General features: G+C 58.6%; 21 protein-coding genes, 1 tRNA gene and 1 rRNA gene. 13 read left to right on the top strand and 10 right to left on the bottom strand.

What is annotated here, in order from left to right; all coding sequences use genetic code 11:
• The first annotated feature begins 6 nt into the window (after positions 1–6).
• Positions 7–873, top strand: a complete 867-nt coding sequence (locus tag QMG25_RS02195) for a DMT family transporter (RefSeq protein WP_283456880.1) — start codon at positions 7–9, stop codon at positions 871–873.
• A gap of 129 nt (positions 874–1,002) precedes the next feature.
• On the opposite strand, the gene QMG25_RS02190 is transcribed toward QMG25_RS02195, so the two are convergent.
• Positions 1,003–1,983: a hypothetical protein gene (locus tag QMG25_RS02190; RefSeq protein WP_283456878.1), complete on the bottom strand. Its 981-nt coding sequence runs from the start codon at positions 1,981–1,983 to the stop codon at positions 1,003–1,005.
• Positions 1,984–2,093: 110 nt separating this feature from the next.
• Here QMG25_RS02190 and QMG25_RS02185 point away from each other — a divergent pair, with 110 nt between their 5' ends.
• Positions 2,094–2,636, top strand: a complete 543-nt coding sequence (locus QMG25_RS02185) for a peptidylprolyl isomerase (RefSeq protein WP_283456876.1) — start codon at positions 2,094–2,096, stop codon at positions 2,634–2,636.
• A 344-nt stretch (positions 2,637–2,980) separates the two neighbouring features.
• Entirely contained in the window at positions 2,981–3,592 is a 612-nt protein-coding gene (locus QMG25_RS02180) for a rhomboid family intramembrane serine protease (RefSeq protein WP_349307099.1), read from the top strand.
• 122 nt (positions 3,593–3,714) lie between these two features.
• On the opposite strand, the gene QMG25_RS02175 is transcribed toward QMG25_RS02180, so the two are convergent.
• Positions 3,715–4,266, bottom strand: a complete 552-nt coding sequence (locus tag QMG25_RS02175; protein WP_283456873.1) for a flavin reductase family protein — start codon at positions 4,264–4,266, stop codon at positions 3,715–3,717.
• Positions 4,267–4,736: 470 nt separating this feature from the next.
• Between QMG25_RS02175 and QMG25_RS02170 the strand changes: the two genes are divergently transcribed.
• From QMG25_RS02170 to QMG25_RS02160, 3 genes are all read left to right on the top strand, one after another.
• Complete coding sequence (locus tag QMG25_RS02170; RefSeq protein WP_283456871.1) at positions 4,737–5,279, top strand: GrpB family protein; 543 nt, start codon at positions 4,737–4,739, stop codon at positions 5,277–5,279.
• A gap of 235 nt (positions 5,280–5,514) precedes the next feature.
• Complete coding sequence (locus QMG25_RS02165) at positions 5,515–8,187, top strand: LuxR C-terminal-related transcriptional regulator (RefSeq protein ID WP_283456869.1); 2,673 nt, start codon at positions 5,515–5,517, stop codon at positions 8,185–8,187.
• A 398-nt stretch (positions 8,188–8,585) separates the two neighbouring features.
• Positions 8,586–8,864 (top strand): hypothetical protein, encoded by a 279-nt coding sequence (locus QMG25_RS02160; RefSeq protein ID WP_283456867.1) that lies wholly within the window; start codon positions 8,586–8,588, stop codon positions 8,862–8,864.
• Here the strand turns inward: QMG25_RS02160 and QMG25_RS02155 are convergent.
• Positions 8,861–9,115 (bottom strand): cell division protein CrgA, encoded by a 255-nt coding sequence (locus tag QMG25_RS02155; RefSeq protein WP_283456865.1) that lies wholly within the window; start codon positions 9,113–9,115, stop codon positions 8,861–8,863. The two genes, QMG25_RS02160 and QMG25_RS02155, sit on opposite strands and share 4 nt — an antisense overlap.
• 156 nt (positions 9,116–9,271) lie before the next feature.
• Between QMG25_RS02155 and QMG25_RS02150 the strand changes: the two genes are divergently transcribed.
• Complete coding sequence (locus tag QMG25_RS02150) at positions 9,272–10,156, top strand: class E sortase (RefSeq protein ID WP_283456863.1); 885 nt, start codon at positions 9,272–9,274, stop codon at positions 10,154–10,156.
• Between the two features lie 168 nt (positions 10,157–10,324).
• On the top strand, positions 10,325–10,963 hold the full coding sequence (locus tag QMG25_RS02145; RefSeq protein ID WP_283456861.1) for an anthranilate synthase component II: 639 nt from the start codon (positions 10,325–10,327) through the stop codon (positions 10,961–10,963).
• Between the two features lie 36 nt (positions 10,964–10,999).
• Here the strand turns inward: QMG25_RS02145 and pknB are convergent, their stop codons facing one another.
• The 7 genes from pknB to QMG25_RS02110 form a co-directional block, all read right to left on the bottom strand.
• Entirely contained in the window at positions 11,000–12,946 is a 1,947-nt protein-coding gene (gene pknB / locus QMG25_RS02140) for a Stk1 family PASTA domain-containing Ser/Thr kinase (RefSeq protein ID WP_283456859.1), read from the bottom strand.
• A gap of 70 nt (positions 12,947–13,016) precedes the next feature.
• Positions 13,017–14,834 carry a protein kinase domain-containing protein gene (locus QMG25_RS02135; RefSeq protein ID WP_283456857.1) on the bottom strand — a complete coding sequence of 606 codons (1,818 nt, stop codon included), beginning with the start codon at positions 14,832–14,834 and terminating at the stop codon, positions 13,017–13,019.
• Positions 14,831–16,285: a penicillin-binding transpeptidase domain-containing protein gene (locus QMG25_RS02130; RefSeq protein WP_283456855.1), complete on the bottom strand. Its 1,455-nt coding sequence runs from the start codon at positions 16,283–16,285 to the stop codon at positions 14,831–14,833. The genes QMG25_RS02135 and QMG25_RS02130 overlap by 4 nt, the downstream gene beginning before the upstream one ends.
• Positions 16,282–17,676 (bottom strand): FtsW/RodA/SpoVE family cell cycle protein, encoded by a 1,395-nt coding sequence (locus tag QMG25_RS02125; RefSeq protein ID WP_283456853.1) that lies wholly within the window; start codon positions 17,674–17,676, stop codon positions 16,282–16,284. Before QMG25_RS02125 ends, QMG25_RS02130 begins: the two co-directional genes overlap by 4 nt.
• Positions 17,673–19,430, bottom strand: a complete 1,758-nt coding sequence (locus QMG25_RS02120; RefSeq protein ID WP_283457363.1) for a PP2C family protein-serine/threonine phosphatase — start codon at positions 19,428–19,430, stop codon at positions 17,673–17,675. Before QMG25_RS02120 ends, QMG25_RS02125 begins: the two co-directional genes overlap by 4 nt.
• Positions 19,431–19,432: 2 nt before the next feature.
• Positions 19,433–19,918: an FHA domain-containing protein FhaB/FipA gene (locus QMG25_RS02115; protein WP_283456851.1), complete on the bottom strand. Its 486-nt coding sequence runs from the start codon at positions 19,916–19,918 to the stop codon at positions 19,433–19,435.
• Entirely contained in the window at positions 19,915–20,733 is an 819-nt protein-coding gene (locus QMG25_RS02110; protein WP_283456849.1) for an FHA domain-containing protein, read from the bottom strand. Before QMG25_RS02110 ends, QMG25_RS02115 begins: the two co-directional genes overlap by 4 nt.
• Positions 20,734–21,177: 444 nt before the next feature.
• Between QMG25_RS02110 and QMG25_RS02105 the strand changes: the two genes are divergently transcribed.
• The 5 genes from QMG25_RS02105 to QMG25_RS02085 all read left to right on the top strand — a co-directional run bounded on the left by QMG25_RS02105 (position 21,178) and on the right by QMG25_RS02085 (position 26,167).
• Positions 21,178–21,260 (top strand) — tRNA-Leu (locus QMG25_RS02105).
• A gap of 1,668 nt (positions 21,261–22,928) precedes the next feature.
• Positions 22,929–23,180, top strand: a complete 252-nt coding sequence (locus QMG25_RS02100; RefSeq protein ID WP_283456847.1) for a hypothetical protein — start codon at positions 22,929–22,931, stop codon at positions 23,178–23,180.
• A 286-nt stretch (positions 23,181–23,466) separates the two neighbouring features.
• Positions 23,467–23,622 carry a hypothetical protein gene (locus QMG25_RS02095; RefSeq protein ID WP_283456845.1) on the top strand — a complete coding sequence of 52 codons (156 nt, stop codon included), beginning with the start codon at positions 23,467–23,469 and terminating at the stop codon, positions 23,620–23,622.
• A gap of 164 nt (positions 23,623–23,786) precedes the next feature.
• Positions 23,787–24,161 carry a phage holin family protein gene (locus QMG25_RS02090; protein WP_283456843.1) on the top strand — a complete coding sequence of 125 codons (375 nt, stop codon included), beginning with the start codon at positions 23,787–23,789 and terminating at the stop codon, positions 24,159–24,161.
• Between the two features lie 473 nt (positions 24,162–24,634).
• A 16S ribosomal RNA gene (locus tag QMG25_RS02085) occupies positions 24,635–26,167 on the top strand.
• Positions 26,168–26,428: the final 261 nt, after the last annotated feature.

Below are 26,428 nucleotides of genomic sequence, written 5' to 3'. Positions count from 1 at the left end.
AGGACAATGATATTCATTCTGGCCGTCGTGGGGATTCTGGGTGTTTCCGCCTCAGGGCCCATCATGGCGGCCACCATGGCCCCGGCACTGACCATTGCCCTGTGGCGCAATGTGTTTGGTGCCGTTGTCCTTGGCCCCCCGGCGCTCATGGGAAACGCTGGAGCGTTCAAGTCCTTGAACCGCGACGAGCTGAAATACACGATGATCGCCGCAACTGCGTTGGCGCTGCATTTCGCCTGCTTTGTCACGTCGGTGAAGCTGACAAGCGTGGCAGCGGCCACTGCCCTTGTATGCCTGCAGGCGGCATGGATAGCGCTGTACCAGTGGATCCGGGGCAGAAGGCCCTCGCGGCCAGTGATGCTCGGGCTGGGAGCAGCGCTGCTGGGTGTTGTGGTGATTACAGGCTTCGACATGGGCCTCTCAAGGCAGGCGCTGTTGGGTGACGTACTGGCCATCCTTGGAGGGGCTCTGGCAGCCATTTACACGCTCGCCGGCGCCAGAACACGCAGAACCCTTTCAACGAGTGTTTACTCAAGTATTTGTTATGCCCTGTGTTCGCTGATTTTGCTTGCCTTGTGCCTGCTCTTCCGCCAACCGCTGATCAATATTCCGGCCGAAGCCTGGTGGGGAATTGTGGCTGTGACAGTGGCCTCTCAACTATTTGGGCACACGATCTTCAACTACCTGTTGGCCACCATATCCCCGCTGGTGGTGTCGATGATGATTTTGGTGGAGATTCCAGGGGCTGCACTCCTGGCCGGCGTTTTCCTGGGCCAATCGCTGCCTGCTGGAATCTATGCAGGATTGGGATTGATCCTTGCGGGCCTTGCCGTGGTCATTGTCCGCCAGGGCCGCAGCGGCATTCAGCAATAGCCCACGCAGCAAGCGCACTGACACACAACAAGGACGCAAATGGGGGCCAAGATCAACTGATCTTGGCCCCCACCGGAAGCTACCAACCGCCGGTCACGGCGGTGTCCTCAATGCTTGTGCAATTGGGGCCTATTTCTTGGGGTCTGCAGGCTTCGGTACTGCATTCTTCACTGCCTTGACTGCGGCGTCTTTGGCATCCTTTACATCGTCTGCGGCCTCGGCGAGGGGTTCCTTCGCATCTGCAACGGTCTCGGCAACCTTGTCCTTTACGCTCTCAACTGTGTCCTTTACCTTCTCCTGCACAGTGTCGGCGACGTCCTTCACACCCTTGTGTGCGCCGTCATCCGCGGGTACGGGCGCAGGCACAGCTGGCTCGGATGAGGTGTTCGTCGTAGGGGTTGCAGTCGGAGCCACCGGAGCGGGAGTCTTCCAAGGATCGGCCACAGGTTTGGAAGCCTTCCAGACGGCCACGCCCGCGGCGGTTGCAGCAACAACAATGCCTACAACAATCCACCCTTTCCCGGACTTCTTTTTCTTGGACGCCTTCTTCAGCTTGGCCGCCAGATCCTTGGCAGATTTGGCGGCAGCCTTTTTGGCCTTGGCCACGGCTTTTTTGTTGCCCGTCAATTTGGCAGCGGTGATTTCCACTTGGTGGGCTGCCTTGGAACTGTCCAAGGCAGCGCCGACAGCGTTGGCTGCGTCCCCGAGCCTGTCCGCGAACAGCGGAATGAAGTCATCGACAACTTTGTCCTTGGCCGTGGTGATGGCCGGTGCTGTCTTGTCCAAGGCTTCCTTGATGTGGGGAGTTGCACCGTCCACGGCATCTGAAATGCGGGGGGCAAGTCTTCCCAGGCCGTCTTGGATCTTCGGCGTTACGGAAGCAACGCCATCCGCAGTGTACTTGGCAGCCTTGCGGAGGCCGTCCTGCACGATCGGGGATGCCTGCTCGATGCCTTTTTCAATGCGTGGCGCGGCCCAGCCCCATGCAGCTTCCACGCGGGGAGTTGTCCAGTCCTTGGCGTTCTCCACCCCAGTGTTGAGTGAGTCTTCCAAACCTTGGGTTAAGCGGTCAACCTTCTTCACGTTTCCTCCAGATGTCAGCAGTTTCATGGTTCAGCCTACGTCCACAAGCGCGGTCTCGCTATCATTTGGCAGTTCGCCGGGCGCGGAATGAACACGCCTGTCAGAAATTTCCCACGTTGTCGTGGCAGAATATCGCCATGACTGCTATTCCAACTGCAAAAGCAACTATCAGCACAAGCCTTGGCGACATCGTGGTGGACCTCTTTGGAAACCACGCCCCCAAGACCGTGGAGAACTTCGTCGGACTCGCCACCGGCACCACCGAGTGGACACACCCTGGAACCGGCGAGAAGACCAACACCCCGCTGTACAACGGAACCATCTTTCACCGCATCATCAAGGACTTCATGATTCAGGCTGGAGACCCCTTGGGCCGCGGGATTGGCGGACCGGGCTACCAGTTCGACGACGAAATCAACCCCGACCTGAACTTCAACGACCCTTACAAGTTCGCCATGGCCAATGCCGGCACCCAGGGTGGCCGTGGAACCAACGGTTCACAATTCTTCATCACCACCGTCAATACAAGCTGGCTGCAGGGCAAGCACACCATCTTCGGTGAGGTCGCCGACGAGGACTCACGAGCAGTTGTGGACGCCATTGAGGCTGTTGCAACCGGTGCAGGCGACAAGCCGCGCGAAGACGTCGTCATCAATTCGGTGACGGTCGAACAGCTCTAACAACGGCGTTTCAATTTCATGGCTTTGGTCGCCGGGTCCTGCGTGGATCCGGCGGCTGAAGCCTTCCTTGTATTATTCCCAAGAGGAACCAACCCATGAGTTCTGCTTTCCCGGCTCGGGGATCCGCCACAGGAGCCCCTGTCTGTCCGCGTCACCCAGACCGTGTCTCGTATGTGAGCTGCCAACGGTGTGGCCGGCCAACGTGCCCGGATTGCCAGCGCAGCGCAGCCGTGGGAGTGCAGTGTGTGGACTGCGTGCGTGAGTCGAGCAAGGCGGTTCCTTCACGCCGGACCATATTTGGCGGTGTGGCCCGTGCCGGGCGCCCAGTGGTCACAATAACGATGATGGCCATCTGCGCAGTGGCCTTCGCTCTTGATTGGGCCATCCCGAAGGATTTCGTGTTTCAGAACTTCGCCTATGCTCCGTTTCTTACGGAAACCGAACCGTGGCGAATGGTGAGTTCAGCGTTCCTGCACTCCAAGAACATCATGCATATTGCATTCAACATGTACGCGCTGTGGATTCTAGGCAACGCTCTGGAGCCGGCCTTTGGCCGCGCCCGCTTCCTTGCCGTTTATCTTGTCAGCGCCCTCGCGGGCTCGGTCGGCGTGTTGCTGATTGCCCCCATCGACACAGTGGTTGTGGGAGCATCCGGGGCAGTCTTCGGCTTGTTCGGGGCACTCTTTGTGGTGCAAAAGAAGCGTGGCGGCGATCTCCGGCAGATCATCGTGTTGCTGCTCATCAATGCTGCCATTGGGTTCATCGTCCCCAACATTGCCTGGCAGGCCCACCTGGGCGGCTTGATTGCAGGAGTGCTGTGCACAGTCGCCATCGCGTATGCACCGGCAAAGAACCGGGTGCTGGTTCAATGGGGCGGGATTGCCGCGGTAGCGGCGCTTCTGGTTGTACTGACCATGTACAAGGTCTCCACCTTTCCTGCTTTTCTCTTGGGCTAAACAACCGCGCGCAGTCGCAGGGTCGATCAATCGAACGTGCAAGCTGCAGATGGACCAAGCCACAGGGAGCACGGGGCATGGACGGGCAGCCCCGTGCAACGACCGCAAAAACTCCGCCTTTTCTACGGCTTGAGACGGCGGTAGTCACCGCCATAGTGAATCAAGGGTGACAAGTCCCTGGTCCATGGGGCATCTTCACCCATGGAAACCACATTTCCCACCACCAAGAGGTGGGTTGCCGCTTCATGAATGGCCGTGGTCTCGACTTCGAAATAGGCCAGCGCACCCGCCATCACCGCGTTTCCGGTGACTGGACCGCGCCTAAAATCTATTTGCTTGAGCAGCCCTTCGATGGGGGTGCCCGGACTGGCCAGCCAATTCGCCAGGCCACGCTGCTCTGCTGTCAATAATGAGAGTGCCCACGAGCCAGACTCTGCCACGGCAAGAGCGATCCTGGACTCTGCATAAAGGCTGACAAGCAATGTCGGAGGGTCATAGGACACTGACACGTAGGCGCTCACTGTTGCTGCATAGTCGTGGTTGCGCAGCGTCGTGCTAATAATGGCGACGCCGCAGCCCTGTTCTGCGCTGAGCCGACGATATTCATCGGTTTGTTCTTGGGTCGCTTCCTGTGGGAAAACTCTGTGGACATCAAGGTTGTCAGCTAGTTCCATGCGTTCATCGTTGCATGTATCCACAGTTGTCCACAGTACTGTCCACAACTGGGCATAACTTACAGTGCTGTAGTTCTAGTAGATGGAGACTAGTCGTACGTATGGTTTTCCCCAGTCTTATGCACATATGTACAAGTTACACACATGTAATTCCACAGCTGTGGATTACTTAGTTTCTGGAGTTTCGCAGTGCCAGGGCCAAAATTCCAGAAAAGTTATCCACTTCTGTGGATAACTTTGTGAACAACTAGGGATAACCACTTTTTCGAAGACGGGGTGTGGATAGTTCGAATAACTTGTCAACGCCAGTGGACAACCCTGTGGCTTGTGGGGAAAAGTTATCCACAGTGTGGACAACTATGGGGATAGTGCGCTATGTCGCAATTGCGTGCGGCCGGGACGGTCTGCTGTGACGGCACTGGCCGGGGTAGTGACATGATGAGTTCCTGGCCGCAGTATCAGGTGAGCACTTGGACGCCGTTTTAATAGGGGGCCAAGAGGAACGTCCAATCGTCATCGTCGACTACGACTCTGTTTGGCCTCAGTTTTTCGATCAATTGGCTTCGGTCATCAAAGAGGCAGTTGGGGACGGCGCTCTGTCCATCGAGCACATCGGATCGACGTCGGTCCCAGGATTGGCAGCGAAACCGATTATCGACATTCTGCTGACAGTCAAAGACGTTGCGGACGAGGATGACTATCTTGGCATGCTTGAGGACGCCGGATTCGTGCTCCGTGTGCGGGAAGCTGGCCACCACATGATGAGGTCGCCGTCCAAGGATGTTCACATTCATGTTTTTTCCGCCGGCGATGCTGTTGTTACCAATTATCTGGATCTTCGTGACTGGCTTCGTGCGGACGAGTCGGACCGCACCCTCTATGCCACAACTAAAAGGCGTCTCGCCCAACAACGGTGGTCCGACATGAACTACTACGCGGAGGCAAAAACGGATGTCATCTCACAAATCCTCTCCCGCGCCCGCACGCGGCGCGAGGGCAGGACAGCAACTTGAAACGGCAGCTGGCGCGCGCTGAACGCCCAGCCCCGATGCAGTTCGGACGGACTGTGGGATGCCTGAATGCCACGCGGCCCAAAACATGATGAATTCGCGTAACATGCCCCTTCCATCGACACAATCACTGCCACGAAACTAGAATGAAAATAGTTGTAGCGGTTTGCGGCGGAGTGTTGCCGGGCAACAGGGGGTGTCGCAGAATATTGCGGCCAACACGGAAGCTGCAGTTTTTATGAAATGGGGAAGAGTGGCCCGCCGGGCAAACGTTGGGGACATTGTTAAGCAGCTGACAAGCAGCTCGTCGCGAGGCGTGCTCATTGTCGGCTCCCGTGGAGCGGGAAAAACCTGGATGTTGGGCCAGATTCACGCAGCGCTGGGTCCTGAAACCGTCACGATCAGGCTTTCTGCCAGCAAGGCCCTGGCCTCCATCCCCTTTGGTGCCGTCAATGCCCGGGTTGGTGCCAACCTGATCCGCAGCAACGACTACTACGAAGTTCTCAATGGTCTGCTGGGACAAATCAGCGCCGCCGCTGCGGGGGGCGGACGCGTCTTCTTGATGGTGGACAATGCAGATCATCTTGACAGTCAAAGTGCTGCCATCATTCTTCAAGTGGTCATGTCTTCAGAAGCAAAACTGATTCTTGTGGACCAGCCCGGTGGCCACAATACCTACCTGCGGGATCTGTGGCGGGACGGGCATCTGACTCGTTTTGAATTGGCCCCGCTACAGTCGACGGACGTCCAAACCTTTTTGGAAGAGGTTCTAGGTGGCAAGGTGGCCGGACCTGCTGCTGAATACCTGGCCAGCCGGTCCGACGGCAATCCCTTGGTGCTTCAAGGGTTGGTGGCCGGTGCGCAGGAGGAAGGATCCCTGCGCAAGGCCAACAACGTGTGGGTGTTGGACCACCCTGCAGATCTTCTGGGGACGGAATCCTGGGAGTTCCTGCAGATGGATTTGGACCACCTGCCGACGGAATCCCGGCGCATCATAGAAATCCTCGCTCTTGCCGGACCGCTGCCGTTGGACATGCTGCTTGACTTGACCATTCCGGAGGCTGTCGATGACATCCAGCAGCGGGAATTGGTGGAGATTGTTTCCGGGACTGCGATGTCAATGCGGCTGGCCCGCCAGGCAACTGCGCCTGCCATCCGGGCGATGGTTCCCGTGGGGCGCAGCCGCAAACTCTTGGCCGAAGTGTCGGAAGTCCTTTCAGTGGAAGAACAAACTGACCCTGAAGCAATCATCAACTTCACCCGTTGGTTTCTGGACTGCGGGCTGACAGTCAGTGAGAACCGAATTTTGGAGGCAACAAGCTGGGCCAATCAGCTGATGCGCCCGCACGAAGCCCTGCAATTGAGCAACAATGGAGTGGACGGCAAGCACTTCGCGGCGTTGCTTGCCGAGCGTTCCATTGCGCACCTCAACCAAAACCGTCCCGAAGAAGCTCGCACACTTGCCCTGCAATCACTTGAGCTGGCCCCATCCCCCGAAGCTGCGGCCAGGGCCATGCGTGCTGTGCATCTGAGCCACTTTGCGGAGATGGATTACGAAGCGCGCTTCAAGGAGGCATTGGCTCGGCATGAAAGCCGCTTCGGACAGGCGGTCTTGGGAGAGTCCTCCAGCAGTGCCGACATTGAAATTTTGATGGTCCGGGCCATGAGTGATGTTTCCCTGGGCAAAGTCGAACAGGCTACGGCGAACATTCAGTCACTTCTTTGTCATCCACTAACGGCGAGTGTTGGCGACCAAGTCCACCTGAAGTCACTGTTGTGCGAGATGTTTTGGGTAACCGGCCAGATGAACAAGTCGGTGGGCATGGCCATGGAAGTCATTGCCAAGTTGGAGGATCCGGCCGGCTTCCCACGTCCTGACATTGCCATTTTGGCGTACTCCCGCTCGGTTGCAGCGCTAATTTACGACGGCGCATGGGCCCACGTGCGGATCGCGTTGGAGCCTGCAACGTTTGTCAATCCCGATCTCTTGCTTTATGCCGGTGGTCTGCGGGACTTGGCCAGTGCCATGATGCACAGCAGACGCGGTTACATCGAGGAAGCTTTGACGGCATTGGAATCGGCGGTGGGAGCACTCAATGACTATGACCCATGGTCAGTGTTGGGCACGGCTCTGGGGTTGAAGGCCTACTGCCTGATGATGCGAGGGGATCTGGCGGGGTCACAGGAATGCCAAAAGCAGCTGGCGGGGCTGGCCCGGCGGAGCGGCAAATTTTACGAATTGGAAGGCGCAGCTTATGCCGCTGCCGCCCAATACATGAGCGGACAATCCGAACCGGGGCTGGCACGCCTGCGCAGTGTGCAGCACCAATGCCTTGACAAGGGGTACCTGGGAATTGAACTGACGGTACTTTCCCTGATGGTGCGGGTTGGCGATTCCGACGCGGTCGTGAGGTTGGCCGAGGTGGCAACACTGCTGGAATCCGGCAGTAAAGAATTCTTCGTGAACTGGGCGGAGGCTCTGCGCTCCCAAGATCCGGCAAGTCTTGACCGGGCCAGTGCGATCGCCATGGACTACGGCTTTGAGCTGATCGCCGTGGAGCTTGCCACGCTGGCACTTAAAAAGTTCCATGACAGCGGAAAAGTTCACAAGAGCCGCAAAACCGCAAGCAAGGTTGTGGCCATGCGTGAGCATCTGCCCGGGCTTGTCTCACCAGTTTTTCAATCCATTGACCAACCCAAGATGACACGTCGTGAACATCAGATTGCGCTGCTGGTTGCCCAAGGGGAATCCAATAACTCCATCGCTGCCAGGCTGCACGTTTCATTGCGCACCATCGAAGGTCATCTGTACAGGACATTCATTAAATTGGACATCCAATCCCGCGAACAACTGGCAGTGCTCATGAACGGTGAAGCGTCAACTGATAGTGCCAGTGCCCGCCGGTCATAAACGCTCGAGGACAAAAGTGAATGGCGACTGCTGAAAAATGGTTCTGCTGCAGACCTGGAATCCGGCACCCTGCGGACGGCCAAGAAGCTCGGCCCCAAGTAAACCCAGGCCCAGGACCCCGACGTGTGTGGGCAGCCGCCGTCGGGGAAGCAAATCCTGGACGGGTTCTTGAACCGCAGGGAAGATCCAACCGTCTGTCCCCCGGCGAGGCTGACGGTTGGAGCGAACCTGCCCCTGCCAGCCCCGGCAGGGGCCTTGGTGGTGAGCTTCGGAGGACGGCCGCCACCCCCTGTCCAGAAGTCCGGCGGCGGCATAAACTGGAGACAAGATTGAACAAGGACATGCCCGCTTCCAATTGGCCAAGGTTGGCGCGGCGCTGAGGAAGGCGAGGAACCACCATGAACGAGGAACAAGAAGACCGCGGACGATACGTCGAGGGTTCCTACGGCAAAGCCGGATCGGAAAAAGGGCACAAGGCCGAAGACCTTGAGGGCCGCTATATCGAAGGCGACTACGGGCGCGCAGGCGAGGAAGCAGCCACGCCGAAAACAACCAGCGGAAGATTCGTCGAAGCCGACTACGGCACGGCCGGTGACGTACCTGGCCATGCCGCAAAGGATCCCCAGGGCCGCTACGTGCAAAAAGAGCAGCGGGAAGAAAAGGACGCCCGAGGCTAGCTGCGCCAGCGCGTAGTCATCATGAATCCGGCCAGTGCTATGGCGAAGCCAATGCCGATGTTCCAGTTCCCGATGTTGGGAATCGGGAACATTCCGTCAGAGATGTAGTAGGTGATGATCCACACCAAGCCCAGCAGCATCAAAGTGACCATGACGGGAAGAAACCATGCGGCATTGGGCTGCTGTGTTTTGCTTGATGGCGTCTGGGCTGGTCCCTTGGTGGGACGGCGACGCGATTTTGACTCGGGCACAGGAGCTCCTTGACATTGTGGCCAGCGTAACTGCCAGCTCGTTGAGTGGAACGGCAGTTCATTGGCGGTGATGTTGCTGGGTGAATTGTTCCAAGGTGGGGAACTGCCGGTATTGTTGACGTAATTCTAGCTGCATTTAGCGCAGTCGGAGATTGCATGACACAACCGCTCAACTTCAGTCAGGAGACCCGCGTGGTTCAATCGCCCGGCCATGTCGAAACAGGCGTGGGTGTTGACGAGTTGCTCTCCGGAAATGAGAAGGTGCGCAATCAACGCAAACGCGCCGCACGCCGCCAGCGGGAGCAACGGCCCAAGCAGGGCTTCTTTCGCACGCTAGTTCAGGTGCTTGGTGAGCTTCTCATTACCTGCGGTGTCATCTTGCTGTTGTTTGTCGTGTGGGAACTATGGTGGACAAACATTGAAGCCAATTCCGCTCAACAAGCGGCGGTTTCCGAGTTTTCCCAAGACCTGCAGGGGCCGGTCACGCCAGCGGCGCCGCATGCTCCCGCAGACTTTGGCGAACCCAAGGTCATGGGAGCCCCGGAAGCCCCCAGCACGGTCTTTGGCGTCGTCTACATTCCCCGGTTTGGTGCCAACTACAGTCGCCCCCTTGTGGAGGGCGTCGGCACAGCCCAGCTGGACACCCTGGGACTTGGCCGGTACGACAGTTCGACCATGCCTGGCGGAGTTGGAAATTTTGCCATCGCCGGCCACAGGCAAACCCACGGCGCTGTTTTGGACGCCATCCACACCTTGGTGCCGGGGGACAAGATTTATGCCCAGACCAAGGACGGCTATTACACCTACGTATTTCGCAACAACCAAATTGTGCTGCCCACCCGTGCAGATGTGCTGTTGCCCGTGCCAACCCAGCCGGACGCCAAACCCACCGAGCGCTTCCTCACCATGACAAGTTGCAACCCTCGCTTTGGCGCCGAGGAACGCATCATTGCCTACTCAGTCCTTGAGTCGTGGCAGCCGGCCAGTGCAGGCCCGCCCGCCGCCATTGCGGCCCAAGTTGCAGCAAACCAGAAAGGCTGAGCATGTACGGCTGGATCTTTAGAAACCTTCCGGGCCCCCTGTGGTTCCGCATCATCACGAGCGTCCTATTCCTGGTCGCGGCAGTGCTGCTGCTGATGCAATTTGTGTTCCCGTGGCTCTCCCAATTCAATCCCCTGAATGATTCGACAATTGGCGGTGGAGTCTGACATGGGCGTGCGAATTCTTGTCATTGACAACTACGACAGCTTTGTTTACACCCTGGTGGGTTATTTGCAGCAGCTCGGTGCCGAAACAACCGTTGTCCGCAACGACGACGTCACGCTCGCCGAGGCCATTGAACTTGCGGCCGCGCGCGACGGCGTCCTCGTCTCCCCCGGCCCCGGCACGCCCGCCGAGGCCGGCGTGTGCATCGAATTGATCAAGTGGTGCGGCGACAACGCGAAACCCATGCTCGGAGTCTGTCTGGGGCATCAGGCACTTGCTGAGGCCTATGGCGGTGTTGTCACCCACGCTGAGCAGCTGATGCATGGCAAGACCAGTGATGTGATCCACCACGGCACCAGCGTGTTTGCGGGGCTGCCCAGCCCGGTCACCGCCACGAGGTACCACTCGCTGGCTGCCGTGCCCTCGACCATCCCGGACATCCTTGAAGTGACGGCTGAAACGGCCGACGGCGTGATCATGGGTTTGGCGCACAAGTCCGCCCCCTTGTGCGGGGTGCAGTTCCATCCGGAATCCGTGCTCACCGAGGGCGGCTACACCATGTTGGGAAACTGGCTTGAATCATTGGGCTTGGCTGGTGCTGCCGCCAAGGCATCCACGTTGAGCCCCTTGATCAACAGCTAGCTGGCACTAACAACCGCCAGCAGGGGCGCCGGCTGATTACGGTGCGGGTGTTTCCTTGGGCGTTGCCGACGGCGAGGCTTTCGCCGTCTTGGTGGGCTTCGGTGTTGGCGTTGGTGTGGGCTCCGCAGGCTCGGGCGCTTTGGCGAGGGTCACCACAACGGTGGTGTGCTGAGCCACCGCGGTCTCTGCCGAGATCGACTGGTTTGTCACCATGCCAGGGGTGACAACGGTGTTCTCCGCTTCCTCAAAGGTGACATCCAGGTGCGGGGAGACTTTTTTCAGCTCGGCTGTCACAGCTTCCTCCACCTTGTCGGGGTCCTTGGTCAAGTCAAACAAGGAAGGCATCAAGACCTGCCCGGTGGAGATTCTCAGTGTGATGCCGGAATTCACGGGAACGGTCTCGCCCGGGGCTGGGTCCGTTGTGACAACAAAAGTGGCCGGAATGATCCCGTCATTGACTAGTTCGTTGTTGTTGAACGTCAAATTCAGTGCGCGCAAGTCGTCCCGGACCTCGGATTCAGTCTTGCCGGCAAGGTCTTTGGGAATGGTTACCTGCGAGGGCCCCTTTGAGACAAACAGTTCAATGGCAGAGCCGGGGTTCAGCATGGTGCCCGAGCCTGGCTGTGTTCGGATCACATCGCCTGCCGCCACTGACTTCGAGTATTCATCGGTGACATGGGGCTCAAGATCCAAGTTGCGGAGCTGGGTCAGTGCCTCGTCTTGGGGGGAACCATCCAGGGATGGGATGGATACTTGCACCACTGCCGCAGGCTCGGCATTGAGCATGTTGTAGCCAACCATGGCACCGCCTCCAAGAACAATGACCAGCCCGAGGAAGAGGGTGATCATCCATGCCCGTCGGCGTCGGTTGTCGGCAGGGGGAACATCCGCCGCTTGCTCAGCGCCGCCGTCGTCGGTTGTCAGCGCACCCCCGGCGAGAACTTTCGCCATCGCACGGGTGGATGGGCCGCCGTCGTCCACTGCCTGCACAGGCCCCGTGGCATCCTCGGCGGCAGGCAGGGGCAGCAGGGCCGGGGCGGCCACGGGTCCGGACACGGCGAGGGCGGCCACGGCAGCAGGTGAGCAGTCAGCGGGGGACGCGGCAGCGGTGGGCATGACACCAGTGCGCGCGGCACGCAGGGCGCGGCGGAAGGAGGCTGCATCCTGGAAGCGGTGTGCCCGGTCCTTTTGCAGGGCGCGCAGCAGGAGCGCGTCAAGGGCTGGCGACAGCTCAGTGTTGTAAATGCTGGGCAGGGGCGGATTTTCACGCACATGCTGGTACGCCACTGAAACAGGGGAATCGCCGATGAACGGCGGCCGACCGGCAAGCATTTCATAGAGCAAGCAGGCGGCGGAGTACAGGTCGCTTCGGGCGTCGACACTCTCCCCGCGGGCTTGTTCGGGTGACAGATACTGTGCCGTGCCCATGACTGTCTGAGTCTGGGTCATGGTGGCGGCCGAATCCGAAATGGTCCTGGCAATGCCGAAGTCCATCACCTTGACCTGGCCCAGGGCCCCGTGCTCGTCCTCGGTCACCATGACGTTGGCAGGCTTGATATCGCGGTGGACAATGCCGGAACGATGGCTGTAATCGAGGGCAGAGAGCACCCCCAAGGTGTAGTCGACGGACTGGTCAATGGTGAGGCTCTTGCTGCGAATCAAGTCGCGCAGCGTTTTGCCATGGACGTACTCCATGACGATGTAGGGGACATGGGAGCTGTCGTGCCCTTGGTTCGTGACAACGTGTTCACCGGTGTCGTAGACGGCCACGATGAACGGATTGTTGAGTCCTGCCACAGCTTGTGCCTCGCGGCGGAAGCGAGCCTGCAGCTGGGAGTCGCGGGCAACATCTGCCCGCAGCATTTTGATGGCCACGGAGCGGCCCAGCCGAATGTCCCTGGCTTTATACACGTCGGCCATGCCGCCGCGGCCGAGCAGTTCCCCAATCTCATACCTGTCACTCAGGACGCGCGGAACACTCATGGGTACCTGGGGTCCTTCCGGTATCAGTGTGTGGGAGATTGGGGAATTGCTTGGTTGTTGGAGACAAACGCTACTGGCCGTCCCCGGCGGCAGGAGGCACTGATGGGGCCGCGGCTGGAGGTGGCGTTGTGGCGGTGGGTGTTGGTGCGTCCTCCGGGCCCGTGGAGACGTAATAGGTTACGACAGAACCCTTGTCGGCCTGTGTGCCTGCTGTCGGGTCGGTGCGAATGACGACTCCCTTTGCCACCGATACTGATGGTTCCTCGACGCGGGCCGGAATGAAACCAGCCGCAACCAAGGCCTGGTCATAAGAATCGCCGTTCTGGCCTGACGAGGAAGGAACAGCAGCCGCAGTAGGTTCCTGTGGTTCCCTGCCCTTGGAGACGGTGACTGTGATGGTCGAACCCGCAGCTACGAGGCCAGTGGGATTGACACTTATGACGGTCCCTTCTGTGACCTTGTCACTAAACTCGTCCGCGGCACGGTCCACCTGCAGTCCTTGACCGGTCAGTAGCGACTCGACGTCGGCAAACGGCTTGCCGACCAGCTGGTTGCTGATGACATCAACGTCGGCGGGCGCCTCCGATGTGGGCTGATCCTCCGTGGGGGTGGGCTCCTCGGAGGCTGTGGTTGGGCTCGCGCTCGTGGCCGACGGAGTCTGGCTCGCCGCGGTCGGTGGCGTCGCCGGTTTGTCGCCAAAGAACCCGTTGTTCTGCAGGAGCAGGGCGCCAACGGCAAAAACCAAAAGGACGAGCAACGCAATCAGTGGCCAAGTCCAGGGGCTGCGGCCCTTCTTTTTAGTCTCGTCAGGGGACGCATCCTCGTCCTCCAACGCCTGTTCGTCATCTTCCGCAGACCAAGCGCGCTCTGCAGCGAGAACCTCAGCGCGAGTCGGGGCCGCGGTTCCTTCGTCGTCCGTGACAGCAGGGAGAGCAGTGGTCGAAGGCTCGGCAATATTTCCAACCACGGACGTGGGAGCTGTTCCATTGACATCGACGGGTGCGGTGATGGGCCCGGTGCTTGCTTCAAAGAGCAGCATGCCCGGCACTGCTGCGTGGGCAGCCTTGATGTTGCCCACCCGAATGGCTTCGGCAGCTTCGGCCAGTTTCATGGCGTTCGCCGGCCGGTTGGTCGGATCTTTCGCCAGCATGGACATCAACAAGGCACGCACGGGAGTGGGCAATGTGTCAGGCAGCGGAGGCGGTGCATCATTGACCTGGGCCAGTGCAATGGCGATCTGTGATTCGCCGGAGAACGGGCGGTGTCCGGTGATGCACTCATAACCTATGATGCCCAGGGAATATATGTCACTCGACCCCGTCGCCACCTGTCCCGTTGCCTGCTCCGGGGCCAGATATTGGGCGGTGCCCATCACTTGCCCTGTTTGGGTCAGGGGCACCTGGTCGGCAAGGCGGGCGATGCCGAAATCGGTGATCTTGACCTTGTCGTCGGGTGTGATCAACAGATTGCCGGGCTTCACGTCGCGGTGCACAAGTCCCTGTGCATGTGCCACGGCCAGGGCGCGCGCCGTTTGGGCGATCATTGACAGCGTCCAGTCCGCAGTGAGGACGTGCTCACGTTCGATTAGAGTTGAAAGCGGCTCGCCGGGGACAAGTTCCATCACCAGGTAGGCGGAACCGTCTTCCTCGCCGTAGTCAAACACGTTCGCGATGCCGTCATGGTTGAGCAGTGCCGTGTGCTTGGCCTCTGCCCGGAACCTGGCCCGGAAACCGGGATCCCCTGTGTATTCGTCCTTGAGGATCTTAATGGCAACTATGCGGCCCAGGACCAAGTCCTCCGCCTTCCACACCTCACCCATGCCGCCAATGGCAATGCGTGATGTGAGTTTGAACCTGCCGCCTAAGGTGATACCAGAAGTAGGCCTCACTTTTTCAACACCGCCTTGAAGAGTTTGCTTGCATTGGGACTTGTAAATTGTGCGCCGGTGGCCACATCAACCTCTGGCATGACAATGGTGACGACCACCTCCGGGTCGTTGGCCGGTGCAAAGCCGGTAAACCATGAGTTGTTCAATCCATCTCCAAGCTCTGCGGTTCCTGTCTTGCCTGCCACTTCAACACCGGGAACGGCCGCGGCCGAAGCAATGCCGTTGTCAACCACACTGACCATCCAATCAGTAATCTGGGCCGCAATTTCCGGCGTTGTCGACTGACGCAAAACCTCGGGTTTGAGGCTCGAGACAGTTTTTAGTTCCGGGGTGCGCACGGTTTGTACTAGATTCGGTGCCATTTGCTTGCCACCGTTGGCAATGGCGGCAGTCATCATGGCGATCTCCAAGGGGGTGCTGAGGACATCGCGCTGGCCGATGGCACTTTGCGCCAAGGCCGGGGCATCCAATTTGCCTTCGCTGCCAGGAAAACGGCTGCCGACCACCGAATCCGGTAAAGTCAGCGAATTGTCGTTGAAACCGAATTTCTCGGCTTGGGCCGTAATGGCATCCTGTCCCAAATCCAGGGCAATGCTGGCAAACGGCGTATTGCAGGAGTTCTCCAAGGCGAAGGCGAAGGACGCCTTGTCTTGGGTGTAGCACTGGCCGTTCGCGTAGTTGGGCAAGGTGTACTCGATGCCAGGGAAGGTCAACTGTGCGGGATTGGGAAGAATGCTGTCCTTCTTATACTTGCCCGACTCCAGCGCGGCGGCCGTATCGATGATCTTGAAGACCGAGCCGGGTGCGTACAACTGCTTGTAAGCGGAGGAACCAAACAAGTTGATTCCGGGGATGCCCACAAGGCTTGCCATCGACTCATCGAAGTCCGCCTTGTTGTGGGTCGCCAACAGGTTGGTGTCGTAGGACGGCTTCGACACCATGGCGATGATGGCGCCGGTCTTGGGGTTCATGACCACAATGGAACCGCCGATGCCATCGGGGATTGAATCGTAGGCGAGCTTTTGAATTTTCGAATCAACTGTCAGCTCCACGGAGCGACCCTGCGGCTGCGCACCGGTGAAAGCCTGGGCGATGCGGTCAAACAAAGCGCTGTCGGAAGTGCCCGTGAGCTCGTCCTTCATGGCTGATTCCACGCCGTACTGTCCGGAGTACTTGCTGAAGAAGCCTGTCAGTCCCGCGTAGAGCAGAGGATCGTTGTACTTGCGCTGGAACTTGCAGTCGGTTTTTGTGGCAACCGATTCGGCAATGGCTTGACCGTCGACCAGGATGGGGCCGCGGTTGCCGCAGAAATTCATCTCCAGCTGACGGTTGTTGTTGGGATTGGCATTGAGTGAATCCACGGCAAAGAACTGCACGTAGGAAATTGAGCCAAAGAGCAAGGCAAACAAGGCGATGGCGACGATCCATGAATTGCGGATTGCTTGGTTCATGGTGCGGGCACCTCCTTCTGTGTCGGCTCAATGGTTGGCGGGGTTTCACTGGATGGTGGCATGGCAGAAACGTCAATGGGACGCCGTGCGGCATCTGAAATTTTCAGCAGCAGCGCCAGGATGATCCAGTTGGCCAACAATGAAGAACCACCAGCTGCCAGGAAGGGCGTTGTGAGACCCGTCAGAGGGATGAGCCGGGTCACGCCACCGATGATGACAAAGCACTGCAGTGCAAAGGCAAACGACAATCCCACGGCCAGGAGCTTTCCGAAGGCGTCTCGCGTGCCGAGGGCTGCGCGGAATCCTCGGGCGATGAAGAGGGCGTAAAGCGAGATGACAGCAAACAAGCCCACAAGGCCCAGCTCCTCACCAATGCTGGCGATGATCATGTCACTATTTGCCAGGGGCACATTGTCGGGGGAACCTTGGCCGAAACCGGTTCCCATGAGCCCGCCGTTGGCCAGGCCAAACAGCCCTTCGACTACTTGGAAACTCCCGCCGGCAGCACCGATGTATTCGGGATTCAGGGCGTGGACCCAGACGTCGATGCGTCGGGTCACGTGGGGAAACAATTGATACGCGGCAACTCCGCCGACGGCAATCAACGCCAGGCCGATGAAGATCCAGCTGATGCGGCTGGTCGCGACGTAGATCATGACCATGAACAGGCCAAAGAACAGGATAGATGTGCCCAGGTCGCGCTGAAAAACCAGCACGCCAACACTGGCCAGCCACGCCACGATCATGGGGGCAAGGTCCTGGGCGCGCGGAAGCTGAAGTGGACCAATCTTCTTTCCGGCCAGAAGGATCAAGTCGCGGTTGGAAGATAGGTACCCGGCAAAGAACATGGCCAAGGTGATTTTCGCTATCTCACCTGGTTGGAACGTAAACGGACCAATCGCAATCCAGACCGTCGCACCATTGACGTTGCCCGCGCTAATCCCGGGAACGAGGGGAAGAATCAGCAGAATCACCGAGGCCAGCAGGGATATGTAGGTGTAGCGGCGCAGAATTCGATGGTCGCGCAGGAACCAGACCACGGCGATGGCGGCGATGGCGGCAAGGCTTGTCCACATCCATTGCCGTGTTCCGGCAGTGTCCCCGGAAGCGATGTCCAAGCGGTGGATGACAGCCAGACCGAGGCCGTTCAGGGCCACGACCACGGGCAACATTACCGGATCGGCATATTTCGCCTTGAAGCGCAAAACCACGTGGAAACCAACAGACAACACGGTCAGAATTGCTATCTGGATGTAGAAGTCGTTGTCGAAGCTGCGGCCCAGGTTCAAGTTCACCAAACCATTGGCCATGGCTGACATGGCCAATGCCAGCACCAGCAGGAGCAGTTCGGTGTTCCGGCGTGGCTTGGAGACGGTCAGTAGCTGGCTCAATTTCCACCTCCGGGAATGCATGTAGGGGGTGCTGCAGGCGTTGCCGTCTTGCTTGCCGCGGTGCTGGGGCTTGCCTTCGCCGTGCTGCCGACAGCCGAGCCGGCCGAAGCGGAGCTTGGGGTTGGCACAGGGGTGCCCTTGGCCGTGGAGGATTGGGTCCCCGTCGGCGAACTGGTGGGCGCCGAACTGGTGCTCGGCGACGGCACAAGGTCGCATGGGGGCAGGCTCGTGCCCGTGCCCAGTTGCAAGTCGCTGATGATTTGCTCGGCACCGCTGAGCGTGGAAACCGGCATTGTCGCAGCGACCAGCTGTTGCGAATAGTCGGGCAGGGAGTGAACCTCAACGCTGGTTTCCCGATAGAGATGCGAGAGTGAGACGGGGCCGAGCGATTGTGAAACACCCTTGAAGATGGCCACGTTTCCATGCGAAACGCCCACAAAGAACTGTGTTTGAGTCCAAGCGTAGGCGGCCCAGGAACCCGCCACAATGACAAGGGCTGCCAGGAAGCCGAGGATGGCCAGTACCAAGGGCCGCTGACGCAGTCTCGGGAGCGACACCTCGGTGTCCTCCACCATGGTCGGTGCAGCTTCGGGTTTGTGCGTGAGGACAGTTGCGGCGCGCTGCGCAGCGGGATGGTGTGGAAGCAGCGGGATCTTGCCATCGGCATTGGCAGTCAGCGCTGCACCCACGAGTTCATGTGATCGTCCGGCCAGTTCTTTCCGGATGGCAGCTTCGCGAATATTGGCGTCCAGCGCCTCGGAGTCGGAATCGTCCGCTTCATCGGGATCGTCTGGGTCGTTGGCCTCGGCAGGGGCAACGCTGTCGGTGTCCGTGGCCGGGTGTTCGTCTTCCGGATTCGCATCCGTGTGCCCGGACGGCTCACGCCCGGCAGGAGTCCCGCCGTCGTGCATGTCAGCCTGGGTCGTGGCCGGTACAGCGGTCTGAGGTGGAAGATCGGATTCATCGGAGACGGAGGTGTCGGGCTTGACGGTCTCCAGGGCAGCTGTGCGGGTCTGCTCGGGGGTGGCTTCGACAACGTCAAAGACAACCACGGTGACGTTGTCGGGCGAGCCTGCGGCCAGGGTCAGCTCAATGAGCGTGTCGGCGGCCGTGGCAAGGGATTTCGTGTGCCGGATGACTTCTTCAATGACGCCATGACGCACAAAGTTCAGTCCGTCCGAGCACAACAGCCAGCGTTCGCCCGGGCTGGCATCGAAGTGCTTCAGATCCAGTTCGGGCGAGGCATCAACATCACCCAGAACGCGCATGAGCACGTTTTTGTGGGGGTGAACGTCGGCTTCGGCTTCGGTCATGCGACCCGCCTCGATCATGCGCTGGACAAAGGTATGGTCCGTGCTCAGCTGTTCAAAGGCTCCATCCTTGAGCCGGTAGGCGCGGGAATCACCAATGTGGGCGTAGGCCAGGCGTTCCCCGGAGAGCAGCAGGGCAGTCACGGTGGTGCCCATGCCAGCCAATTTAGGATTGACATGCACCAGTTCGGAAAGCAGCGAATTTGCGCTTTGGATTTCATCGGCCAGGCGCGTCCCTGCGTCGTCATTGTGGTGGTTGTGGTCCAAATGCACCAAGTCAAGGACAGTGGAGGCGCTGGCCACGTCACCGCCTGCGTGTCCACCCATGCCGTCGGCGACAACGGCCAAATACTTCCCCGCATAGGCGGAATCGTCGTTTTTGGCCCTGACCATGCCCACATGGGATCTGGCGGCGTAGCGCAGGATGAGCGGATATTCGGCCATGTTCACGGCCTCAATTCGATGACCGTTTTGCCGATCCGCACAGGAACACCGAGTTCCACGGGAAGGGCGCGAGTCAACGCCGTGCCACCGAGGAATGTTCCATTGGTGGAGCCTAAATCTTCAATGAACCAGCGAGTGCCCTGCGGGAAAAGGCGTGCATGGCGTCCGGAGGCGTAGTCGTCCTCAAGCACCAGCGTGGCTTCCTGTGCGCGTCCCAGCAAAATGGGCATGCCGGCAAGTTCCAGAGTGGTCCCTTGGAGGGGGCCCTCGGTCACAACAAGTTGGTGGGCCTGTGGCTTGGCTTGTGGGGCCACTTCAATCAATTCCGGATGCTTGCGGGCCTCCCTGGCAGTGAGTTCGCCCACCTTGGCTTTGCGTCCGATCACCAGGTCTCGGCGCATGGCCGCCACAACACTGAACACCATGATCCACATCAAGACCAGAAAGCCAAAGCGCAAAATGGTGACAACGAGGCTGAGATCGTTCATCGCCGACCACCGCCCCGTGCCGGGAGGATGCGGAAGGTTATTTGGGTGTGTCCCATGGTGATGCTCGATCCGTCGTGCAGGGCTGCCGTGCCTTGAACGCGGTGGCCATCCACGTAGCTGCCGTTGGTCGACCCAAGGTCAACGGCCGTGGTGGCTCCGTCCCGGGCACGAATTTCCAGGTGCTTGCGTGACACGCCTGTGTCGTCGATCAAAATATCGGCTTCCGAAGACCTGCCGAGAATGATGGAGGAAGCGTTGAGGGAGTATCGCTGACCGTCAATGTCCAGCACGGGCTGGCCCTGAGGGGCGGCAGCCGGGGACGACGGCGGTGGCTGGCGTTTGTAGACCGGCGCCGGGGGGGCTTGGGCAACTCCAGGATTCTGGCTGGGACGGGCGGGGGGTCGCGGGGTGTTGTGGGCTCCTACATCCAGCGACGGCGCGGCATTTTCCTTCTCTGTGGCGGAAGCGACATCAAAATGGCCAGCACGGAGGTCAGCGTGGTGGTTGAACGCAACACGCACGGGGCCTTGCAAGACGTAACCTTGGCTGCGGGAGTGGTTGATGACAACATCGCACAGTTCTTCAGCCAGTGTCACGCCCCAGGCTTGGGCGCGTTCGAAGTCGGCATCGCCAAGTTCGATATTGAAAATATTGGGAGCGAGGGTCCGTCCGGCATCCAAAGTCATTGCTTTGTCATCCAGTTCCCTGCGCAGGGAACTGGCCAGTTCCACAGGCTGCACCGTCTTGGAACCTATCGAGAAGGCGCCACGGACTGCCTTTTCAATGCCTTTTTCAACGTTGTCAAACAAACCCATCTACTCTCCTTTCCTTAGGTGCTGCTGAATGGTACTGCTTACTTGTTACTTGCTGGATGGTCCTGGAGTAGCTGAAGTGTGCGGGCAGGTTGCCTGGAAACCGGTGCACAGGCTGTGTCGCAAAGGGCACCAAACCAGCGTCGTCCGCATCGCGCACAACTCTACCCATGCTCGATACTACTGCCGCAGCCTTTGAATATACCTGTTGGGTGAGCCGGATGTGGCAAACTTCCTACAACGGCAGGGCACTGCAGGGAAGCGGCGGCAGGTGGAAAGATCCATGTGAAATCAAGGATCGGGATTGCTTTGCAGGACTGAAATTGGCTCAGTCAGCAGCTGTGGAACAGCTCGTTTAGGTAAATCGGTACAGTGTCCTATATGCTTGATCTCGCTGTTCCACTGAGAGACGAAATTACTTCGACCCTTCGGTGAGACAAGAAAAACGCGCGAGTGGCGGAACGGCAGACGCGCTGGCTTCAGGTGCCAGTGTCCGAAAGGGCGTGGGGGTTCAAATCCCCCCTCGCGCACGTTTTTGAGAATCCCCGGTGAAACCAATGGTTTCGCCGGGGATTTTTGTATCTTTTGGGGATCCACGGCGGTTGCTCCTGTCGAAATCCGGCAGTGGATGGTCCCGCAGTGTATTGACAAGACTTCGCAAAGCCCCATGTTCTCAACAAACTGGAGCTTGTGCCACGGGATGCGTCGAACTAGCGGGGTAAATGTGCCACAGGATTGTCAGGGCGATCCTTCAGCGGAAGATGGTCCGTGCCTCAAAGCTGCTGCTCCTGTTGCTGCACGGCGGGGTCCCGGTGCAATCATGGTTCGTGTTCTGCCAACAAGGGCTCCTGACAGCATCGTCCTGCTCTTGGAAGATGTGGGTGCCCTCTTTTTCTCCTTCCATGAACAGAACAGCGAAGTAAGAAGTCTTCCTGCAGGACCGGGTCCTACTGACGTGATCCTCCAACAAGAACTCGGACAGGGCACAGAAGACCAGCATGGGGTTTTGCGCCCGCCGCGTCTACGGTTTGATCGCCACACTGCCCGAAGGCAGCGGCGAAGAGTCCCTGCGGTAGGACCGAGACCCAGGGCCCAGCATGTTTTGTTGACCGCGCCGGCTTGCGGTTGAGGCGGATGCGGTCCTGGCAGACAATCGTGACGGTGCCACTGCAGGCGAACTTCAATGGGGCCACCTGGGTAAATGATGTCGAAGCTGACCCGAGAGCGACGACGCGCTTCGATGTCCATCTCCAGGCCTTGTCGAAGGCGCTGCTTCAGAAGGCACTGCCTCGGACCTCCCTTTCAACGTGGGGCAAAGGCTCCGTGGTGCAGGATCCAGTTCCTTTGCGCGGGGAAGCGAGGGTGCTTATGCCCCGGATACAGCCATAAGTGAAACTGAAAATGGCAACAACGCCCGGTTGCACGTTTTGACGCCACTACTGGGATGGAGGTGGAGCCCGGCCTAGGCATATTGTTTGTCAGTGCCGCTGGAGCCCGGACCAATCGGGTTGCTGAAACAGCGCAGGCCGGGGTCCCGCCGTCGTTCGATAAAGTGCGGAAGCAGGCTAAAGCCGGCTGGAGCGTGGAACGGATGCGGCGGGAAACTGGTGCCTCTCCTGAACAACGCAAGATCTTCTACTTACAGTTGTACAAGGCTCTGTTCTGACCGAGCATCGGCAGCGACGTGAACGACCAGCACAAGGGCAAGGATGAAAAATGCACACTGCTGACGGCTTGAGTTGCTACAAATTTTCCCCCTCGGGGGCACCTGCCTCACGCAAGCAACATTCCGTGCCCTGTTTGCCAGGGAGCGCAATGGCGGTACCAGTGGACGGCCGAACAGGTCGTGGTCGGACTGCAGGAGCTCATCGACGGACGTGACGACTTCCTCGAGCACCTCGACTATTACTGCAACATTCCCGTGTGCAGCACAACTCCGGAGTTTCACCGGCCGCGCGGGCCAGAGCGGCAGCGACAACTATCGCAGCCGTGGCGGCAAGTCCGGGAACGAGTCAATGATGATGAATCCATAGCCATGCAACTTCGTGGGCCACAACTAGTGAAGTCTTGGCACTGAAATTGAAGCGTTTTCCCAACATGTAAGGCGGCGATGGGGGCAATGAAGACCTCGGCACGCCGTGCGCCTGAGACGTCATGGCCGCCCTCGGCATCCAGCCCATGCTCCCGGCTCGGGCATCGTGGTTCTGAACACACCCAAGGTCAAGGCCGCGACGATGGGCCCGGAAAATGGGAAGACGCTGCAGATCAATACAACAGAAGCCCAAGAAAACCAGCCCAGCCACTTCAGGTCGGTCTCCATTGGCGGGGACCCACACTCTGTAGCCGGGGTGGATGTCGAAAAGCAACAAGCTGGCGGTGTCCTGGGCTTTGAGCTACCAAACACCTCCGAAGGACGCGACTGGGAAACGGTGAGGAAGACTGGACACTGAGTGCCTCTACCCCGAGCACCGCCACCGCCGTTTTCGATCCGACCGCGGGTCTTCAGGCAAAGGCCGAAGTGGAAACAACTCTCGACCTGGGAGCACTGGTGTTGACCGGAGCAACAGCGGGAGCAGCCGCAGGTTGTGGGGCCGGAACCAAGCGACATCTCGGCTCCGAGTCACACCCAAACGGCTAAGTCCACGGACACTTCTAGGGGCCCGGGGCCCGGGCAGGTCCTCCGCAGAGACAACATCGGTGCCGACCGGAACGGCTGCCCGTGTTCCCGAAGCAAACATGAGCGAGGGAAGCAAGGACGCGTCCGACTTGGCGAACACCGGAGTAGCCCCTCTTCTGCCGGGACTGTTGATCACCGGGATTGCAGCACTTGCCCTGGGAACGGTTGTCTTCAGCAGAAGACGGCGCGCCAGGGATTGGGTGCAGACGTACTGAATCGGCGCTGAAGGAACTCCCCAGTGGAATAACTACAACAACTGGGCCCATGAAAGGAGCTGTTGTGGCCGGAGAATACGGCGGCAACAGCTCCTTGCTGCGTCAAGGCAACGGTTCTCTGGAGAATGCTGACCTAGCCATCCCCTTCCGCATAGGATCGAGGCATGAAGAAACTAATGGTCCATGTCGGAGTTCAGCTGGGCAGTTCAGCAGTGGCGATTATCTTGGCTGCCCTGATCCTGCCTCGATTCAGCTTGGGCCTGGTCGGCTTCCTCACAGCAATCGTCGTCTTTACCGTTGCCCAGTCACTCTTGGAGGGAGTTGTAGCCAAGTTGGCAAACAAGTACACGCCAGCGTTGGCCGGAGCAGCTTCCCTTGTCTCGACTTGGTTGGCATTGATCATTGCCACCCTGTCGTTTGGCGGCATCAGAATTCATGGCTTCTTCACCTGGATACTTGCGGCCCTTCTTGTTTGGGCCATCGCGGGGCTCTGTTCCGTACTTGCGCACAAATACGTTCTGGAAGGATCCAAGAAGTAGGAGCGAATGGACCACTAAGCGACTGATAGTCGGGGCGGGTTGGTGGATTTGCGTGTTGTTTGAAAGGTGTGTATTGTTTTTCGAGTTGCTCCGGTTGATGGGGGAACGGTATTGCTTGAGTTGATGTGGCTGGTTTTGCTGGTTGTGTTGGCGTGTTGTGGTGTGGTTGGTCTGCTTGTTTGAGTGGATTTGCTTTGCTGGGACTTTGTGGGTAAGCTTGAAAAGTTGCCTCGGTGCTGATCATTGCGAATGAACGTGTGTTTGTTTGGGTGTGTGGCTGGGTGTGTTTGTTGTTTGAGAACTCAATAGTGTGCCAAGTTTTATTGATACCAATTTATTTATATGGATTGGTTATTTGGTTTTGTTGTTGCCGCCCCTGTGGTGATGGCAGGACTGTTTAGCTGGTTTCGAATTTAGTGCATGTGTTCATTGCCTTTTTCCGGTGTGGATGTGTGTGTCTGTTTGTTTAGTTATTAACGGAGAGTTTGATCCTGGCTCAGGATGAACGCTGGCGGCGTGCTTAACACATGCAAGTCGAACGATGAACCTCACTTGTGGGGGGATTAGTGGCGAACGGGTGAGTAACACGTGAGTAACCTGCCCTTAACTCTGGGATAAGCCTTGGAAACGAGGTCTAATACTGGATATTGACTTTTCACCGCATGGTGTTTGGTTGAAAGATTTATTGGTTTTGGATGGACTCGCGGCCTATCAGCTTGTTGGTGAGGTAATGGCTTACCAAGGCGACGACGGGTAGCCGGCCTGAGAGGGTGACCGGCCACACTGGGACTGAGACACGGCCCAGACTCCTACGGGAGGCAGCAGTGGGGAATATTGCACAATGGGCGAAAGCCTGATGCAGCGACGCCGCGTGAGGGATGACGGCCTTCGGGTTGTAAACCTCTTTCAGTAGGGAACAAGGCCACATTTTGTGTGGTTGAGGGTACTTGCAGAAGAAGCGCCGGCTAACTACGTGCCAGCAGCCGCGGTAATACGTAGGGCGCAAGCGTTATCCGGAATTATTGGGCGTAAAGAGCTCGTAGGCGGTTTGTCGCGTCTGCCGTGAAAGTCCGGGGCTCAACTCCGGATCTGCGGTGGGTACGGGCAGACTAGAGTGATGTAGGGGAGACTGGAATTCCTGGTGTAGCGGTGAAATGCGCAGATATCAGGAGGAACACCGATGGCGAAGGCAGGTCTCTGGGCATTAACTGACGCTGAGGAGCGAAAGCATGGGGAGCGAACAGGATTAGATACCCTGGTAGTCCATGCCGTAAACGTTGGGCACTAGGTGTGGGGGACATTCCACGTTTTCCGCGCCGTAGCTAACGCATTAAGTGCCCCGCCTGGGGAGTACGGCCGCAAGGCTAAAACTCAAAGGAATTGACGGGGGCCCGCACAAGCGGCGGAGCATGCGGATTAATTCGATGCAACGCGAAGAACCTTACCAAGGCTTGACATGAACTGGAAACGCTTGGAAACAAGTGCCCCGCTTGCGGTCGGTTTACAGGTGGTGCATGGTTGTCGTCAGCTCGTGTCGTGAGATGTTGGGTTAAGTCCCGCAACGAGCGCAACCCTCGTTCTATGTTGCCAGCACGTAGTGGTGGGGACTCATAGGAGACTGCCGGGGTCAACTCGGAGGAAGGTGAGGACGACGTCAAATCATCATGCCCCTTATGTCTTGGGCTTCACGCATGCTACAATGGCCGGTACAATGGGTTGCGATACTGTGAGGTGGAGCTAATCCCAAAAAGCCGGTCTCAGTTCGGATTGGGGTCTGCAACTCGACCCCATGAAGTCGGAGTCGCTAGTAATCGCAGATCAGCAACGCTGCGGTGAATACGTTCCCGGGCCTTGTACACACCGCCCGTCAAGTCACGAAAGTTGGTAACACCCGAAGCCCATGGCCCAACCCGCAAGGGAGGGAGTGGTCGAAGGTGGGACTGGCGATTGGGACTAAGTCGTAACAAGGTAGCCGTACCGGAAGGTGCGGCTGGATCACCTCCTTTCTAAGGAGCACCAAACACCACGAGAACGACCGCATGGTTGTTGTTGGTGGTGTGAGGAGTAAAGACTCATTGCCAGAACGCATGTTTCTGGGTGAGTTGCTCAAGGGTGGAATATCAATGAAATAGGTGCCTGCCGGCACGAGGCAATCCGATCCAAGTACAACATCTGCTTTTGTGGATGTGGGGAACAGGTCATCAAGGGTTGTGTTCGTGGGGTGGGTGGTGTTTGGCACACTGTTGGGTCCTGGAACAACAAAATCC

This window comes from Arthrobacter sp. H35-D1 (assembly GCF_030063185.1).
Lineage (GTDB): Bacteria > Actinomycetota > Actinomycetes > Actinomycetales > Micrococcaceae > Specibacter.
The sequence above is the reverse complement of the archived record's forward strand: the minus strand, read 5'-3'. Positions and strand labels throughout refer to the sequence as shown.